This is a genomic window from Scytonema sp. UIC 10036 (assembly GCF_009725235.1).
Genome location: NZ_WJFC01000072.1, coordinates 1 through 16,931 on the forward strand (window position 1 = coordinate 1; position 16,931 = coordinate 16,931).

15 protein-coding genes are annotated in these 16,931 nt (G+C 42.5%); 8 read left to right on the forward strand and 7 right to left on the reverse strand.

Going from position 1 to position 16,931, the window contains the following annotated elements; translation table 11 throughout:
- Positions 1 to 194: hypothetical protein (locus tag F7734_RS60895; protein WP_207714242.1), on the forward strand; the 194-nt coding region annotated here is incomplete at its 5' end.
- Positions 195 to 239: 45 nt separating this feature from the next.
- Here the strand turns inward: F7734_RS60895 and tyrS are convergent.
- Positions 240 to 1,409: a tyrosine--tRNA ligase gene (gene tyrS, locus F7734_RS29180; RefSeq protein WP_155748109.1), complete on the reverse strand. Its 1,170-nt coding sequence runs from the start codon at positions 1,407 to 1,409 to the stop codon at positions 240 to 242.
- A gap of 186 nt (positions 1,410 to 1,595) precedes the next feature.
- Here tyrS and F7734_RS29185 point away from each other — a divergent pair, with 186 nt between their 5' ends.
- Complete coding sequence (locus tag F7734_RS29185; RefSeq protein WP_166482228.1) at positions 1,596 to 3,518, forward strand: transglycosylase domain-containing protein; 1,923 nt, start codon at positions 1,596 to 1,598, stop codon at positions 3,516 to 3,518.
- 92 nt (positions 3,519 to 3,610) lie between these two features.
- Here the strand turns inward: F7734_RS29185 and F7734_RS29190 are convergent, their stop codons facing one another.
- Together F7734_RS29190 and F7734_RS29195 are read right to left on the reverse strand one after the other, a co-directional pair.
- A complete protein-coding gene (locus F7734_RS29190) occupies positions 3,611 to 3,934 on the reverse strand; it encodes a DUF1825 family protein (protein WP_155748081.1) in 324 nt (107 codons plus the stop codon).
- A 189-nt stretch (positions 3,935 to 4,123) separates the two neighbouring features.
- Positions 4,124 to 4,951: a molecular chaperone DnaJ gene (locus F7734_RS29195; RefSeq protein ID WP_155748082.1), complete on the reverse strand. Its 828-nt coding sequence runs from the start codon at positions 4,949 to 4,951 to the stop codon at positions 4,124 to 4,126.
- Positions 4,952 to 5,563: 612 nt separating this feature from the next.
- On the opposite strand from F7734_RS29195, the gene F7734_RS29200 reads away from it, so the two are divergent.
- Together F7734_RS29200 and F7734_RS29205 are read left to right on the forward strand one after the other, a co-directional pair.
- Positions 5,564 to 5,935, forward strand: a complete 372-nt coding sequence (locus tag F7734_RS29200) for an NINE protein (protein WP_155748110.1) — start codon at positions 5,564 to 5,566, stop codon at positions 5,933 to 5,935.
- A gap of 14 nt (positions 5,936 to 5,949) precedes the next feature.
- Positions 5,950 to 6,486 (forward strand): ComEA family DNA-binding protein, encoded by a 537-nt coding sequence (locus tag F7734_RS29205; protein ID WP_155748083.1) that lies wholly within the window; start codon positions 5,950 to 5,952, stop codon positions 6,484 to 6,486.
- Between the two features lie 114 nt (positions 6,487 to 6,600).
- Here the strand turns inward: F7734_RS29205 and lepB are convergent, their stop codons facing one another.
- Together lepB and F7734_RS29215 are read right to left on the reverse strand one after the other, a co-directional pair.
- The gene (gene lepB / locus F7734_RS29210; RefSeq protein WP_155748084.1) at positions 6,601 to 7,173 is read right to left on the reverse strand and encodes a signal peptidase I; all 573 of its coding nucleotides are present in this window, start codon (positions 7,171 to 7,173) and stop codon (positions 6,601 to 6,603) included.
- Between the two features lie 676 nt (positions 7,174 to 7,849).
- Entirely contained in the window at positions 7,850 to 8,497 is a 648-nt protein-coding gene (locus tag F7734_RS29215; RefSeq protein ID WP_155748085.1) for a Uma2 family endonuclease, read from the reverse strand.
- 334 nt (positions 8,498 to 8,831) lie between these two features.
- Between F7734_RS29215 and F7734_RS29220 the strand changes: the two genes are divergently transcribed.
- Positions 8,832 to 9,005 (forward strand): twin-arginine translocase TatA/TatE family subunit, encoded by a 174-nt coding sequence (locus F7734_RS29220; protein ID WP_155748086.1) that lies wholly within the window; start codon positions 8,832 to 8,834, stop codon positions 9,003 to 9,005.
- Between the two features lie 105 nt (positions 9,006 to 9,110).
- Here the strand turns inward: F7734_RS29220 and cphA are convergent, their stop codons facing one another.
- Together cphA and F7734_RS29230 are read right to left on the reverse strand one after the other, a co-directional pair.
- A complete protein-coding gene (cphA, locus tag F7734_RS29225) occupies positions 9,111 to 11,816 on the reverse strand; it encodes a cyanophycin synthetase (protein WP_155748087.1) in 2,706 nt (901 codons plus the stop codon).
- Between the two features lie 173 nt (positions 11,817 to 11,989).
- Positions 11,990 to 12,853 carry a cyanophycinase gene (locus F7734_RS29230; RefSeq protein WP_155748088.1) on the reverse strand — a complete coding sequence of 288 codons (864 nt, stop codon included), beginning with the start codon at positions 12,851 to 12,853 and terminating at the stop codon, positions 11,990 to 11,992.
- Positions 12,854 to 13,453: 600 nt separating this feature from the next.
- On the opposite strand from F7734_RS29230, the gene trmD reads away from it, so the two are divergent.
- From trmD to F7734_RS29245, 3 genes are all read left to right on the forward strand, one after another.
- Entirely contained in the window at positions 13,454 to 14,233 is a 780-nt protein-coding gene (trmD, locus tag F7734_RS29235; protein ID WP_347566305.1) for a tRNA (guanosine(37)-N1)-methyltransferase TrmD, read from the forward strand.
- A gap of 27 nt (positions 14,234 to 14,260) precedes the next feature.
- Complete coding sequence (gene ispF / locus F7734_RS29240) at positions 14,261 to 14,740, forward strand: 2-C-methyl-D-erythritol 2,4-cyclodiphosphate synthase (protein WP_155748111.1); 480 nt, start codon at positions 14,261 to 14,263, stop codon at positions 14,738 to 14,740.
- A 414-nt stretch (positions 14,741 to 15,154) separates the two neighbouring features.
- Positions 15,155 to 16,930, forward strand: coding sequence for an ABC transporter substrate-binding protein (locus F7734_RS29245; protein WP_155748089.1), 1,776 nt, complete (start codon positions 15,155 to 15,157; stop codon positions 16,928 to 16,930).
- Position 16,931 lies beyond the last annotated feature (1 nt).

Below are 16,931 nucleotides of genomic sequence, written 5' to 3' on the forward strand. Positions count from 1 at the left end.
TTGGTGGTTGGTGGTTAGTTGTTGGTGGTTGGTGGTTAGTTGTTGGTGGTTGGTGGTTAGTTGTTGGTGGTTGGTGGTTAGTTGTTGGTGGTTGGTGGTTAGTTGTTGGTGGTTGGTGGTTAGTTGTTGGTGGTTGGTGGTTAGTTGTTGGTGGTTGGTGGTTAGTTGTTGGTGGTTGGTGGAAAAACTACTAACCACTATCTACTAACAACTAACCACTAACAACTATCTACTAACCATTACGGTATCAATCGAACAAACTTATTTTTCCCAAGTTGTAAAACACGCCCGTGTAATTCAGTAGGGTTGCTGATACTGGCATCGGCATCGGATATGCGATCGCCATCCAACCGCACTCCACCTTCAGAAATTTTCCGCTTGCCTTCCCCAGTACTTTTGCACAAGCCACTGGTATTCAAGATAAAAGCCAATTTTGCTGGAAACTGAACTTGTGCCAGCGAAAATTCTGGCATATCTCCTGCTTCAATATCCTTAACAGCTTGCTCGCCATGATATTGTTTCACGATTTCTTGCGCCAATAATTTTTGGCGATCGCGTGGGCTTTCTGGCAGCTTGTCTATTGATAAGTTTGTCAGCAGTGTAAAATATTCTTCTAGCAGATGGTCAGGAACCTGTTGTAGTTTTTGATACTTTTGAGTAGGGTGTTCTAATAAACCCACATAATTCCCCAGAGACTTAGACATTTTCTGTACGCCATCTGTACCAATTAAAATAGGTAACAGAACTCCATATTGGGGTTTTTGACCGAAATGGCGTTGTAAATCTCGCCCAACAGCAATATTAAACTTTTGGTCAGTCCCTCCCAGTTCTACATCTGCCTCCAAAGCAACAGAATCGTAACCCTGCATTAGCGGGTAGAGGAACTCATGAAGAAAAATTGGATTCTCTTTTTTATAACGTTCGGCAAATCCTTCTTTTGCCAGCATCTGCCCTACCGTCATAGTGGAGAGTAGCTCTAAAATTTTCCCTAAATCCAGCTTGGAGAGCCATTCGGAGTTGTAACGTATTTCCAGTCTGCCCGGAGTATCAAAATCTAAGATGGGTCGTACTTGCTCCAGGTAAGTCTGGGCGTTGTTCTTCACATCTTCCTCTGTAAGCTGGCGGCGCATTTCGGACTTACCCGTAGGATCGCCAATGCGAGCTGTAAAATCGCCTATGAGAAGAACAGCAGTATGACCCGCATCTTGAAAAGCTCGCAGTTTTCGCATTGGTATGCTATGACCGAGATGAATCTCGGCACCGGTAGGGTCAATTCCATATTTGACCCTTAGAGGTCGCTCAGTTGTCGCTAATCGTTTTTCTAAACTTTCGATTTCAGTGGCAGAATCAGTAGGTTGAGGAAAAATTTCCGCAACACCACGATGTAACCAAGAGAAATCTTGCATCATACTAGGGGATTGACTGTTAACTACGCTTTGCACTATCAAAGTAGGGTTGGTTGTGGTCACTAGCAATTTATTTCTATCTTATTTTCTTGTGCCAAACTAACAAACTAATATAATTGCAAAAAATTAACTGCTTTGCTTAATCAAAGAAATTACACTTATATATTAAAGTGAGGAAGTGAAATCGCCGTGTCGTCCAGAACTTTTGATAATAAACACTCTCAACAACAGAGTTCTTCAGGCTTTGAGTTTCTTAAAGGAGTAGGTCAGGTAGCTGGCGGTACTCTACTATCCATCACGATGCTTACCAGCTCCATTGTAGCTGGAGGACTGGTTGGTTTAGCCGTAAGTTTCCGTAATTTGCCCGATGTCAGACAATTACGCAACTTTTTCCCTTCGGAAACTACTTATATTTATGATATTAAAGGCAAACTCTTGGCTAGCATTCACGGGGAAGCCAACCGCGAAGTTGTGCCTTTAGATAGAATTTCTCCAGAACTCAAGAGAGCCGTTTTAGCGAGTGAAGATAGCGACTTCTACTATCACCACGGTATCAACCCGAAAGGCGTTGGGCGTGCTTTAGTAACTAACTGGAGTGCAGGTGGAGTACGCGAAGGTGGTTCCACCATTACCATGCAATTGGTAAAAAACCTGTTTTTGTCCCGCAAGCGTGCTTTTACCCGAAAGATAGCAGAAGGCGTCTTGGCAATTCGCTTGGAACAAATTCTTCCCAAAGACCAAATTTTGGAGATGTACCTCAATCAAGTCTACTGGGGACATAACAACTATGGGATACAAACAGCGGCTCGCAGTTATTTCAACAAGTCAGCCGAAAGTTTAAACTTGGCTGAGTCAGCCATGATAGCGGGTTTGATTCAAGCGCCAGAAGAGTACAGCCCCTTTGTCAGCATGACCAAGGCTAAATACCAGCAGAAGGAAGTTTTGGGGCGGATGCTTACCTTAGGCTGGATTACGCAGAAAGAATACGACGATGCCCTAAAACAGCCAATAAAACTGGGCAAAATCAGATCGTTCCAGGGTAGTGCTTTGCCATACGTCACCAATGCCGTGGCACAAGAAATAGCTAGGAAATTTGGTCGCGAAGCCTTAATCAAAGGCGGTATGCGGATTCAAACCACTATAGATGCCAATTTCCAACGAATGGCAGAAGCAACTGTGAGACGCTGGCATGAAAGATTGTCGGGTCAAGGGTTATATAGAAACCAAATTGCTCTCGCTGCAGTTGACCCCCGGACTCATTTTGTTAAAGCGCTTGTAGGCGGTGTCGATCCAAAAACCAGCGAATTCAACCGAGCGACGCAAGCACTGAGGCAACCGGGCTCCTCATTTAAGCCGTTTGTTTACTATACCGCTTTTGCAACTGGTAAGTACGGTCCAGACTCAACAGTAGTCGATTCTCCAGTCAGTTATCGAGATGGTAGCGGTTGGTATCATCCACGTAACTACGATGGTGGCTACGCAGGGGCAATGTCAATCCGTACCGCCCTCGCTATGTCTCGCAACATTCCTGTCATTAAGCTTGGTAAATCAGTAGGAATGAATAGAGTTGTTGAGACTTGTCGCACTTTGGGCATTATGAGTCCGATGGAACCTGTAACTTCTTTACCTTTGGGTGCTATTGGTGTAACACCATTGGAAATGGCAAGCGCCTATGCCACTTTTGCTAATTACGGTTGGCAATCTCCTACAACAGTTATCGCCCGTGTTACAGACAGTAGTGGTAATGTGTTGCTCGACAATACTCCCAAACCACAGCTTGTCCTTGACCCTTGGGCGTCTGCAGCCACTGTTGATGTGATGCGAGCGGTCATTACAAGCGGTACTGGTAAAAACGCTGCTATAGCTCGTCCTGCTGCAGGTAAGACAGGAACAACATCCTCTGAAAAAGACATATGGTTTGTCGGTACTGTACCCCAATTAACAACCGCAGTTTGGGTGGGTAGGGACGATAACAGAACTCTAGCTCATGGTGCTACAGGTGGTGTTATGGTTGCTCCTATCTGGCGTGATTTTATGACAAAAGCCCTCAAAGGCGTACCTGTTGAGAACTTTAAGTCACCTTCTCAGTTCCGTCGCCCGAAAGTCAATTAGGGTAAATGTTAGTGGTTAGTGGTTAGTTGTTAGTGGTTAGTTGTCAGTTGTTAGTTGGATCGAACCCCCAACCACTAACCACCAACCACTAACTAAGATTGCTTTTCCAGTTCGGCTTTCATGCGTTGTAGCGTCAGGTGCATTTGATCGAACATTTGTTGAGGCGTGATGCCAAACTGACCTAGTTGTGTCTTGAGTTGCTCTACAGTCATTTGTGCCATAAAATCTTCTGATAGCTCAAAGCGCTTCATAAAAACGCGATAGCGATCCATCATGGCTTCCATCTGTTCAATAAACAGTTTCTTGCCTTCACGATCGAACTTGCCGTAGCTGCTACCCAACTTAATCAGTGCTTGATAATCATCAAACAACTGTTTCGCTTCTTGCTGAACTATTTCTGAGTCAAAAAATCCCATCTTATCCACACTCCACTAAGTAGTGTCACTCAGTAGCTTTTGTACTTGCGATCTTAGTTTTATTCTAATCTAGGGAAATCATTTGGAAAATGACCTTCGGTCTGAGTACGGTTTTTTACCGCAATTTCAACACTTGACCTAAAAGTATGAAGTATGAAGGATAAAGGATAAAAAAATTTGTCGTGTACCTCATACTTTATCCTTCATCCTTGAAGCATATTTTAAGGCAAGTGGTTGTTTTGGGTTAAGTTTTAATGCTTGACGTAAATACACTTTTGCCATTCCTGTCAGGTTTTGTTTGAGATGGACAAACCCCAGTAAAGCTAAATAATCGCTATTATTTGGCTCTAGCTTGATGGCATCTCGCAATTCTTGTACGGCTGATTTCCAATTAGCTTGTTTAACGTAATGAATTCCACGTTGGTAGTGCCGTTGAGCATAATTATTTACAACTGTTTTCTCTTCATATAACGTCAATTCTACTGACTCACTATTCGGTTCTGTCGTATCTAGAGGGTTTTCTGGAACCAGTGTATTAGGTGAAAGCAAGCAAAAATATACTAAGTTAAGTTCCTTTAGCTGCTGAGTGATTTGATAAGAGGCAACTAACGATCTATATTGAGCTTCTGCTAGAGATGCGATCGCAGGCTCGTAAAAAATGTCTACTTCACTTGCGGGCATTTGTATGAGTTCTTGTGCCAAAGCCGTTTGTAAAGACGAATCTTTCAATAACTGCAAAAAGATTGCGTCTAAACGCAGTTTTGCTATTACCTCGTTTCGAGCGCTTGGGCGTTTTAATAATTTATAAGCTGGCTCAATCAAGTAGGTAAATACAGATGTTGCTAATCCCTTATCTGGTTCATGGCTTCTTAAAAAACATTCATAATTTAGCTGCTTGGCTAGAGAATGATAGCGTTTGACAATCTGATGTTCAGTCGCTGTCACAGAAATTCCCAGTACGGCATAAGGATCTGACAGTTGTTTTAGCCATTCTGTAGGTAGTAATGTCTGTGACATTGATGTATCAGCCTTTCAAAAATTAAGTCATTTGTCAATATAGCAGTCCTAAATGATTTACAAACACCTCTTCCTTGTCTTCCTTGTCCTCCTTGTCTTCCTTGTCTCCCTTGTTTGGATCTCAAATAGGATTGCTATAGTCATTTGCCATTTGCCATTTGTAATTTGTCATTTGCCAGTTGTCATTGGTAAGGATTTTAGACATAGTTACATTTTTTAATATAATTCGGTTGATTTACGCCTAGCTACTTACAGTTAGTACCAATTCAATAACACTTGCAATTTTGGTCTAATGTAACCAATTTTTATATCATGTAATGACTCACACTAGGTAATAAACCCGTCATGCCTAACATAATCTTTAAAGTTAGCGCAAGAAGTCTTAAATTTCCGTATAATTTTGCGGATATTAATGTTATAAAATTTACTTAATTGGAGAAAGTGTAATAAACCGAGCAATGTTTACAGATTGTGTTTTTGGCAGCACAAACAGTCATGCAAAAAATGTAGGTAGGTAGGAATCAACAAAACTATGTTACAAAATATAAATATCTCCAAAACATTTACCAATGACAAATGACAAATGACTATTGACAAATGACGATAAAAACTATGTTTAATCAGCGCAAGAACAAAAGTATCGCCGCAATACTAGCTTTGTCTGGTACGTTGACAATTTCAGGATTGCACAAGTTTTATTTAGGACAACCGCTTTGGGGTCTGTTGTACGTACTGCTCTCTTGGACACCTATTCCCAAAGTGGCTTGCGCCATAGAAGGAGTTTGGTACTTAGCTCAAGATGAAGAAACTTTTGACCGTCATTTTAATATGGGGAAATCAGCTATCAAAAGTTCACAGTATGTCCCTGATCGAGTAGGAGCGATCGCAGACGCTTTGCGAGAATTAGAAAGTTTGCGTCAGGAGGGGCTAGTTTCTGAGTATGAATTTGAGCAAAAGCGCCGTCAGTTACTCGACCAAATGTAAAACGAGAAAAAGCTATGCAAAATTGGCTATCTTGGAATCCAAGGCTGCAAAAACTCCGCGCTCAACTGATGAACAACCCTTACCACCGACTGCAATCGGGAGAAGAAATTGCGATCGCAGTGGAACTGGGTATCCGTATTGATGCCAATCAAGCAACTGTAGACGATTGGCTGCGTTTGCCAGGATTTTCCATTCATCAAGCGAGATTGCTTGTGGAACTCTCCCGTGGTGACGTGAAATTTTATTGTGTTGAAGATATTGCAGCTGCTATAAGTATACCTGTACAGAGACTTGAACCGCTCAGACCCCTTCTTAATTTTAGTTATTATGACGAGGAAGCTTTAGCCCTACCGAGTCACGTCGTTAACCCAAACGTAGCAACTGTTGAAACACTGACAAAAGTACCTTTTATTGATTTATCTCTCGCGCAAGCCATCGTAGAAAATCGCTTATCAGCAGGGCTTTTCCGTAATTTAGCTGATTTTCAACAAAGGCTAAATTTACCAGGCTCGGCGATCGCCCAGTTAATGTATTATTTGAGGTTTGGTTAGTGGTTAGTGGTTAATGGTTAGTGGTTAGTGGTTAGTGGTTAGTGGTTAGTGGTTAGTGGTAAAAGATACTTGAACAACTAACAACCAACAACCAACAACTAACCACTAACCAATTTAAATAAACCCTATGCGGTCAAGAGGCCAAAAGCGAAACACTGCTCGACCTATAATGTTCTTTCTAGGCAAAAACCCCCAATAGCGGGAATCGTTACTATCGTTACGATTATCTCCCATAACAAAAAATTCATTTGTTGGAACTTGTCGCCCTTCCATTGGTAAATTTGGTGGTTCGGCGATATAGTCCTCCTGTAAGGGTTTACCATCGAGATAAACTTTGCCACTAGTGATGCTAACTACCTGTCCTGGCGTACCAATCACGCGCTTAATGAAAGCTTGGTCTTTAGGATAACCCCGACGTTGTAATTCTTCTGGTGGCTGAAAAACTATGATATTGCCCAATTCAGGGGGATGAAAAAAGTAGGAAATCTTCTCCACAACCAAGCGATCGCCTCTATACAAGGTCGGTACCATAGAATCTGAGGGAATGTAGCGCGGTTCTGCAATAAAGGTCCGGATGAGAATTGCCAAGCATAAGGCGATCGCAACGAGAGTTATATTTTCCTGCAAACCCCGCCATACTCGCGATGACGTTGGAGTTTCTTTTGCATTACTTTCCTGATGGGTCATAGAGTTGAATGAAGATTTTAAACAAATACCTTGACTATTGTGACGCTAAAAGCAGCCTTATAAGCAAGTGGGATTTTGCCTATCGACTTTGTTAGGATTGAAAATTTATGCTTACAGTGTTCGGGGATGTATTAAAATGCGATCGGTATAAAAATTTAATGTATCATTTTTAACATCAATATTTTTTGAGAGAAAATTTTTAAATAAAGTCATTAGAATTACGGCAATTGTAAAACACAGCCCTAAACTATTTACATTATTTTACTTCCTCCGCCTGAAAAAGAAAGCTAGTTACCGACTGCTATTGCCATGCAATCAGTCGGTTTTTTTTAGAAATAGCATAATTATAGGCAGCTATTAAGTTGAATATTAACAAAATTGTTAGTGAAGAAATTGAAGTACAAGTTTTTGCAAGAAAAGAGAGGATGGGTTTTTCAGTAGTTTACTATGCACTTACCGTTGTAACGCTGTAGTATAAATTTTGATATTTAGTCAATAAGTTGGCGAGAAAAAACCAACCTATGTAACGAAAAAAACTTTGTATTTGACAAGTAAAAACTTTTAGACATTACTGTACGTCTGTTTCACGAAGGATCTGGCAAATTATTCGGGTCAATACCCCGCTAAGAAAGCTTTTGTGTCTTTGCTACGAGTGCGTGAGGCTATCATTAAAAATTTAATTAAGCTTAGCTATTAACCAACGAGTAATAGCCCCATCATCTTCAGTTAGAGATCGCTTCAGAGCTTCTTCAACCAAGGCAATTTCCAATCCTAGAAGTACTTGTGATTCGCGAATGGGAGTGCTTTGTGTTGGCGACAATAAATTTGCAATCACCTTACCATTATTGACATCAACTACCCAATACTCTTGAACTCCGAGGCGTTGGTAGAGTTTTTGTTTGCGCTCAGTATCGTCTTCTAGGGAAGAAGCGGCAATCTCAACAACCAATGTAGGTGGAGTTAACTCATTGAGATTTATTGGGGAATTATTTCGGGGAGGAAGTTGTAAATTTGTGCCAATATAAAAAGCAATATCAGGCTGAGAACCACTAACTCTAGCTTTTCGGAAACTAGTATTTGTTAGCTCCTTAATGGGAATATTTTTAATAGCTGCATACAAGACAATAACAGTTGAAACAATTGAATTATCATAACCATGTGCAGGACCTAGTGGTGACATCTCAATCCTCATGTAACCGTTATCATAGTAAAATTTAGCACGTTCCAAGGTGGGGTCATCTGCAAAGGTAAGGAAATCTTCCCAGGCTGCTTCAACCCAGGTATCGGTAGGAACAGTATCTATTACTGGCGCTTGATTAAGCATAATTGGGGAACCTGCATAGTTTCTTTGCTATTAAACTTAGTTTAACAATGCTTCACCACGACGATAAAGTTCACGGGCATAATCAGTTCAAGTACTCTTTATTGCATTAGCGATCGCTAAAGTTATTCAGTAAAAATTCTGATAATTAAATATATATCTAACTTAAATTTTGTGGTCAAAAAGCTAATGCGAGCAAATTCTATTAGCTCCTCCATAGTATTCCTACAGATTTTATGAAATAAATGTAAGAGAACGTTTGAAAAGTTGTAGAATGGGCGTCCTCGCCCGTCCTCAATTATACCTATAATGAAAGTGGCAACAAAAGGAGAGGCTTATGTTTGGATTGGGATGGCCAGAAATCGCAATTATTGGTCTGGTTGCTATTGTCATTTTCGGACCGAAAAAAATTCCTGAGTTGGGAAGCGCACTGGGAAAGACTCTTCGAGGTTTTAAGGAAGAACTGAACAAGCCGAGTGAGGATAGCGATCGCGACCAAGAAAAACAGTAGTCAATTGTCATTGGTCATTAGTCATTAGTCATTGGTCATGAGTGAAAACTATTTAACAGAGGACAAATGACACTTGACAAAGGACAAATGACACTTGACAATTAACTACAGACGTGTATTAACGACCGAAGACGGTACACCGACCTGAGAGTCTACGGTAGAAGAATTGTTATTTTGTTGGGCTAACTCCTCTTTGACAACTCCACGTGCTCTAATTAACCGGATAGCACGACTGACGCTTTCTGGTAGAATAATGACCAAACTGTTGTCAGGAGCAGTATCTAACGCTTTATTAATCGCTTCTGTTTCGCTCAGAATAACTTCGTACTTACAATCGGGGTTAAATTCTTTAATGCCGCGAACAATTAAATCGGCAGCCGAACCCCGTTGGCGTCCCCGAGTGTCATCATCTTCTTTGACAATCATGTAGTCGAAGATTTCTGCTGCGAGTTTGCCTAACGTCACAAAGTCTTCATCGCGTCGATCGCCCGGTCCCCCAACAACGCCAATGCGCGAGCCACTCGTCCAGTTACGAACAAAAGCGCCTAATGCCTCGTAAGACGCAGGGTTGTGGGCATAGTCTACCAAAGCGTGGTAATTCCCCAAATTAAATAAATTCATTCGTCCCGGTGTTTGACTAACCGAAGCGCGGAAAGAATTCAAGCCCGCACGAATTTGTTCTATGGAAACATTTTGCACAAATGCTCCCAGGGTTGCTGCTAGAGCATTGGCTATCATAAACGGCGCACGTCCGCCCATTGTCAGGGGTATATTTTCCGCCCGTTCAATTCGGTGCGTCCAATCACCCTTCAAAATAGAAATATAGCCATTTTCGTAAACGGCGGCAACACCTCCCTTTTGAATGTGTTTCTTAACCAACTCCGAATCCGGGTTCATGGTAAAGAAAGCAACATTAGCTTTCGTTCTCTCTGCCATTTCAGCGACTCGTGGATCGTCGGCGTTGAGTACGCTGTAACCGTCGGGGTACACGGCTTCGGCAACTATACTCTTAAGATGCGCCAACTGGTCTAGTGTATCTATATCACCTATTCCCAGGTGATCCGCCGCAACATTTAATACAATGCCCACATTTGCCGCTTCATAAGCGATCCCAGACCTAAGAATACCGCCACGAGCTGTTTCCAGCACTGCCACTTCCACAGTGGGGTCGCTCAGAATCAGTTGGGCGCTTTGAGGTCCGGTATTGTCCCCTGCTTCTACTAAATAATCCCCGATATAAGTTCCGTCTGTAGTGGTATAACCAATGACTTTACCAGTTTGTTTAAAAATATGTGCTAACAAACGGGTGGTTGTGGTTTTGCCATTGGTACCCGTTACTGACAAAATAGGGATGCGGCTTGATTTGTCGTTCGGGAACAGCATATCCATAACTGCTCCTGCGACATTGCGGGGGATACCCTCACTGGGAGCAACGTGCATCCGGAAACCGGGCGCGGCGTTAACTTCCACAATCACCCCATCCACTTCTCGCAAGGGACGGCTGATATCTTGTGTCACAATATCAATTCCCGCAACATCTAAACCGATAATTTTCACTACCCTCTGTGCCAGCCAGACGTTTTCTGGATGGATTTCGTCGGTACGGTCTACAGCAATTCCCCCTGTACTTAAGTTTGCTGTTGCCTTGAGATAACAAATTGTACCTTTAGGCAAGACAGTGTTTAGGGTATAACCTTGTTTTTCCAGCAACTGATAGCTGGTACGGTCGAGTTCAATTTTGGTGAGGACGTTATCATGCCCGTCACCGCGATTGGGATCTTTGTTGGTTTCCTCAATCAATTCAAAAATGGTAGCTCTGCCATCACCAACTACGTGAGCGGGAACGCGTTCTGCTACTGCGACGACTTTGCCATTGACCACCAAGACGCGATGATCCCGTCCAACGTAATATCGTTCGACGATGATCGAGCGGGAAATTTGTCTGGCAGAATCATATGCTGCTTCTGCTTCTTCCCAAGAAGTAATGTTAATGCTAATACCGCGTCCGTGGTTGCCATCTAAAGGTTTGATGACAATGGGATAGCCGCCAACGTATTGTATGGCTTCTTCCAGATCGTCTAAGAAGTTAATGACAGTACCGCGAGGAACGGGAACTCCTGAATTACCAAGAATACGTTTGGTTGCTTCTTTGTCGCAGGCGAGTTCTACTCCGAGTATGCCAGTGTTATCTGTCATTGTTGCCTGTATCCGCTTTTGATTCACGCCGTAGCCCAGCTGAATCAAAAAGCGTGCGCCAAGTTGCATCCAAGGAATACCCCTTTTTTCAGCTTCTACAATCAGCGCTTCTGTAGAGGGTCCTAGTGCTGCATCACGCCATAAGTCTTTCAGGTCTTGTATGTCTTGCTCTAGTTCAGCTTTTGGATAACGTCCCCTATCGACAATGCTTTGGCACAGCCGTACTGCTGCCCTGCCAGCATAGCGTCCTGCTTCCTCATTTAGATACTCGAACACCACCTGGTAAACTCCGGGTGCGGACGTCGTTTCACGGGTACGCCCAAAGCCCGTGTTCATTCCAGCCAAATCTTGCAGTTCTAGGGCTACGTGTTCCACAACATGACCCATCATGGTGCCTTCTCGCACGCGCATTAAGAAACCACCACGACAGCCCGGAGAACAAAAGTGACCTTCCAGACTTGGCAAAGCCTCAACTAGTCCTTCATAAAAGCCAGGAATTTCGTTTGTTGGCGTCTCGGCAAGGTTTTCTAAATCGAGGCGCATGACAATTAACTTGTGGCGTCGAATGCTCCAATAGTTGGGGCCGCGTAAGGTCTGGATCTTGAGGATTCTCATGGGAAATAGGTAGATGGAGATTCGGAACCAAAATACTAGTTTCTTACTGGAATTGACCGCTTAACTGTTCATGGTAAACAGTTTTTTCTACTTACATCGTATTATCTTCGATTTTTTGGTCAAAATTTGGCAAGGAGCGGTCAACCCAGTGTAACCCCAGCTACTGTTTTCCGTCAGCTGGAGATGCGGTAAACCGCAGGTAAAACGGTACGCTGGTAAAGGTGATAGCGATCGCCATGACTGAGAAGGTGCAGACGAAGGTTGTGTAAATTCAAAGGATCGGTTGCCCCGACATGGGGTTCGTTTGTGTGAGTCACTTCTGTGGGATCGACAACCGTCACGCTTCCTTTACCCAAAACTTGCAGCCAACCATCTCGTTCAAACATGGCACAAGTGTCTTCATCGATACCAATGCCCAGGCGATCGGGATGGGCCGCAATAGCGCTCATCAGGCGTACCATACGATTGCGATTGTGGAAGTGTTGATCCACAATCACTTCTGGGATAAAACCCAAGCCAGTCGCCATATCAACAAGAGAACGATTTGGGGATTCGCCGCTACCACCTCCTGCTATCATATGATGACCCATGACAGCAGCCCCTGCACTAGTTCCTGCTAAGGTAAGTTGTCCGGATCTGACCCGTTGCCGGATAATATCCATCGCTGGCGTATCTGCCAACACACCACAGAGGCGCAATTGGTCACCTCCTGTGAGAAATACCCCGGAACAGGCTTCTAAGGATGCTTGGATGTAAGGGTCTTCACACTGTTCCCTTTCCCGAATGTCTAAAATTTCGACCTTCTGAGCACCCATTTCTTCAAAAATACGGATATACCTGCCACCAATAATGTTCGGCTCGCGAGAAGCCGAGGGAATAATTGTAATATAGGCGTTACTAGCACCAGAACGGCTGACAAAAGTCCGTAAAATTTCACGTCCATGAACTTTGTCTTCTGCGCCTCCGATGACCAGAACGGCGGTTTTTGTTGCTTGGGGTGTCCTCATTTCCAGCGATTTAGCTTTAAGTTGCGGCATTGTGTTTCTCCTGTCAACAACTTCAGGTGAATTAAGGTCGTTCGCCTTTATGATTTTGCGCCTCGCCTCCTAAAGAGGACAGTGCTTTATGCACAACATGACTCAGTTTTATAGTGTCGCCGTTCCGAAGAAGTCAGCACCTGATTTTTCACCTGATGAGTGTTGGCGTATGAAAGTGAGAGAGTGTAGGGGATAATAAGTGATTTAAGCACCACCTGTACCCCATTCGCTTGGGTTTGAAACCATTGGATTTGTTCATGGAGAAAAACAACCGCTTTCCTTACCCCCGCATTCCCATTCCAACACCCTCCTGCACCCCTGATAAAGGGGGAAAAGTAGGTCATGAGACACTTTTTTCTGAGACGGGCTTGATGCATCCTGGAAGTTGTCAACTCGGTTAGTTAAATAATTTAAATGTAGATGTGACAATATTTAAACATAAATTAAGTAGTTAGAAAAACTTGTATTGCCACGGAAACTGTTAGTTTTCCAGTACTTTTAGATACTCTTGATGTTGCTTGTATGTGTAATACAAAACATCAACCTCTATGTAGTACAGATATCCCAACTTTAGAATAGTGTCCTCCAATACGAAATACTGTGCGCTTTGATATAGTTACGCTATTTCCTGACTGTTTCACTTCGGTTCTCACTTCCGGGTTGATAGGTAAAGCCCTCGCAAAACAGATTGCCCAAGTCAATCTAGTTAACCCAAGAGACTTTACTACCGATAAACACCGGAAAGTCGATGATGAACCCTACGGGGGCGGTGTCGGGATGCTGATGAAGCCAGAACCTATCTTTACTGCCGTAGAGTCGCTACCGACTTTACCCAGAAGAGAAGTTATCTTGATGAGTCCTCAAGGTCAAACCATAAATCAACCTCTGTTGCGAGAACTCGCTACAAACTACAACCAGTTGGTCATCATTTGCGGGCATTATGAAGGAGTTGATGAGCGAGTACTGCATCTGGTTGACCGTGAAGTATCCTTAGGCGATTTTATTCTCACAGGCGGTGAACTGCCAGCAATGGTTTTAATTAACGGTGTCATACGTCTGTTACCTGGAACCGTTGGCAAAGCAGAATCTTTGAAAGCAGAAAGTTTTGAAGAGGGTTTATTGGACTATCCCCAGTATACTCGCCCCGCCTCCTTTCGCGGATGGAAAGTTCCCGAAGTCCTTCTCTCAGGCAATCACGCCGCCATTGCCAAGTGGCGGTACGAACAACAAATTTCCCGAACCCGTCAGCGCCGTCCCGATTTGCTCAAAAATTGGGAAGAGATGAAAGGCAGGGACATGGGGGACATGGAAGACATGGGGGACATGGAAGACATGGGGACATGGGGGAATAACTCTTACCCAATCCCCAATAACAACTAACAACTAACAACTAACAACTAACAAATGATGAACATTCGTATTGGTAATGGTTACGATATTCACCGATTGGTGAGCGATCGCCCCCTCATTTTGGGCGGAGTTAATATTCCCCATTCCCTGGGTTTGTTAGGACATAGTGATGCGGATGTTCTAACACACGCGATTATGGACGCCATGCTAGGGGCGCTTTCTTTAGGAGATATTGGACATTATTTTCCGCCCACCGATCCCCAATGGGCGGGAGCAGATAGTTTGGTACTACTCACTCAAGTGAATCAACTGATTTGCGATCGCGGTTGGCTTGTCAGCAACATTGATTCAGTAGTTGTAGCAGAACGCCCGAAATTAAAACCACACATTGAAAAAATGCGCTCAAAAATAGCAAGTGTTTTGCAAATCGAACCCACTCAAGTCGGTGTTAAAGCAACAACCAACGAAAAATTAGGTCCCGTAGGGAGAGAAGAAGGGATTTGTGCTTACGCTGTAGTTTTGCTCACACGGGATTAGGAGTCCCCCGTCCCTCGTTCCCAGGCTCAGCCTGGGAATGCCTGATTAGAGGCTCCGCCTCCAGTCTTAACAAATCGTAATATACAGAGTACGTTACACTGAAGAAGTTCATAATACCAATTGAAAACACCAATTAACTAGGAGAGAAATTAATGATTGATAGCAATAAACAATCTATAACTTGGTGGGAATTAAGAACTGTCTTTAACAACAATAGATTTAGAAGAAAAATAAAATCAAGATTTTCTTAATAAGTTAGACCTTCAAATTAATGAAGCTGAACGGGATAAAACTTCACAATTTGCTCAGTTATATGTTAGTCAGCTGAAACAAGCTAATCTTAGCTTCAACAGTCACACTAATGAAACTAAAGAGCGTTTTTATAAGACTTTAATATTTATAAAAGATAAATTTATGTTTCCTGTTATTTTACGTAAGCGGTTAATGATTCTGGTAGCACTGTTAAGTACCATAGCGATCGCATCTTGCAATCCAGCAAATTTTAAAACTCAAGCAGCAGTACCTCAAATAGTAGTCAGTACCTTAAGCGATCCAAAAACCTTTAATTATGCTCTCAATAGTGAAGCTCCCAATGTTTTCACGTACATCTACGAAGGGTTAGTCGCAGAAAACGGTATTACAGGAGAAGTTGAACCAGCCTTAGCAGAGTCTTGGGACATTTCCCCTGACAAGCAACGAATAGTGTTTACTTTGCGAAATAATCTCAAGTGGTCAGATGGTCAACCGCTGACTGCTGATGATGTGGTTTTTAGCTACAATGAGATTTACTTTAACAAAGAAATTCCAACTTCAATTAAAGACGTAGTGAAAATTGGCGAAAACGATACTTTTCCAAAGGTACAAAAACTTAGCGATCGCCAAGTAGAATTTACATTACCAGAACCCTTTGCGCCTTTTCTTAGAAATGCAGCAGTTGCAATTTTACCAGCCCATGCACTCCGTGAATCCATAATAACTAAAGATTCAGAAGGAAGACCACAATTTTTGGCAAAATGGGGAACAGATACTCATCCAGCAAAAATTATTTGTAATGGTCCCTATCGGATGGTTAATTATGCAACTAGCGAACGCATAATATTTGAGCGCAATCCTTACTATTGGCGCAAAGATGACCAAGGCAATCCCATGCCATATATTCAACGTTTTATCTGGAAAATTGTCGAATCGACTGATACATCCTTACTTCAGTTTCGTTCTGGTGGATTAGATGCTTTGGGAATTTCTCCAGAATATTTTGCCTTGCTTAAACGTGGTGAAAAACGGGGAAAATACACTATTTACAACGGCGGACCAACGCTTGGCACAAGTTTTATAGCTTTTAATCTTAATAAAGGTCAAAGAAATGGCAAACCACTTGTAAACCCAATCAAGTCTCGTTGGTTTAATCAATTAGAGTTTAGACAAGCCGTCGCTTACGCCATCGATCGCGAGACAATGAACCAAAATATTTTTCAGGGTTTAGGCGAATTGCAAAATTCACCAATTTCGGTACAAAGTCCTTACTATATTACAGCGAAAGACGGTTTAAAAGTTTATAACTATAACCCCAAAAAAGCACAACAATTACTTTTAAAAGCAGGATTTAAATACAATCAAAACAATCAACTACTTGATGCTGATGGTAACCGTGTTCGCTTTACTATGATTACCAATTCAGGAAATAAAATTCGGGAAGCGATGGGTTCTCAAATTAAGCAAGATTTAAGTAAAATCGGCATACAAGTAGATTTTGCGCCCCTAGCTTTTAATACTCTAATAGAAAAGCTAAACAATACCATTGAATGGGAATGTTATCTCTTAGGTTTTACTGGTAGTATTGAACCGAATGAAGGAGCAAATATCTGGGCTGTCAATGGGAGTTCCCATCGTTTCAATCAACCAGCCAAAGCAGGAACGACTCCAATCGTTGGACGGGAAATATCGGATTGGGAAAAGGAAATTCATCGTCTCTATATTAAAGGAGCGCAGGAGTTAGATGAAAATAAACGGAAAGCGATTTATGCAGAAACTCAACGAATCACACAAGAGAACTTACCATTTATTTATTTGATAAATCCGCTTTCTATGTCAGCGGTTCGCGATCGCATAAAAGGTATAAAATATTCAGCTTTAGGTGGTTCTCTTTGGAATATTCATGAATTACAAGTGACAAAAGATACTGCTAATTAAG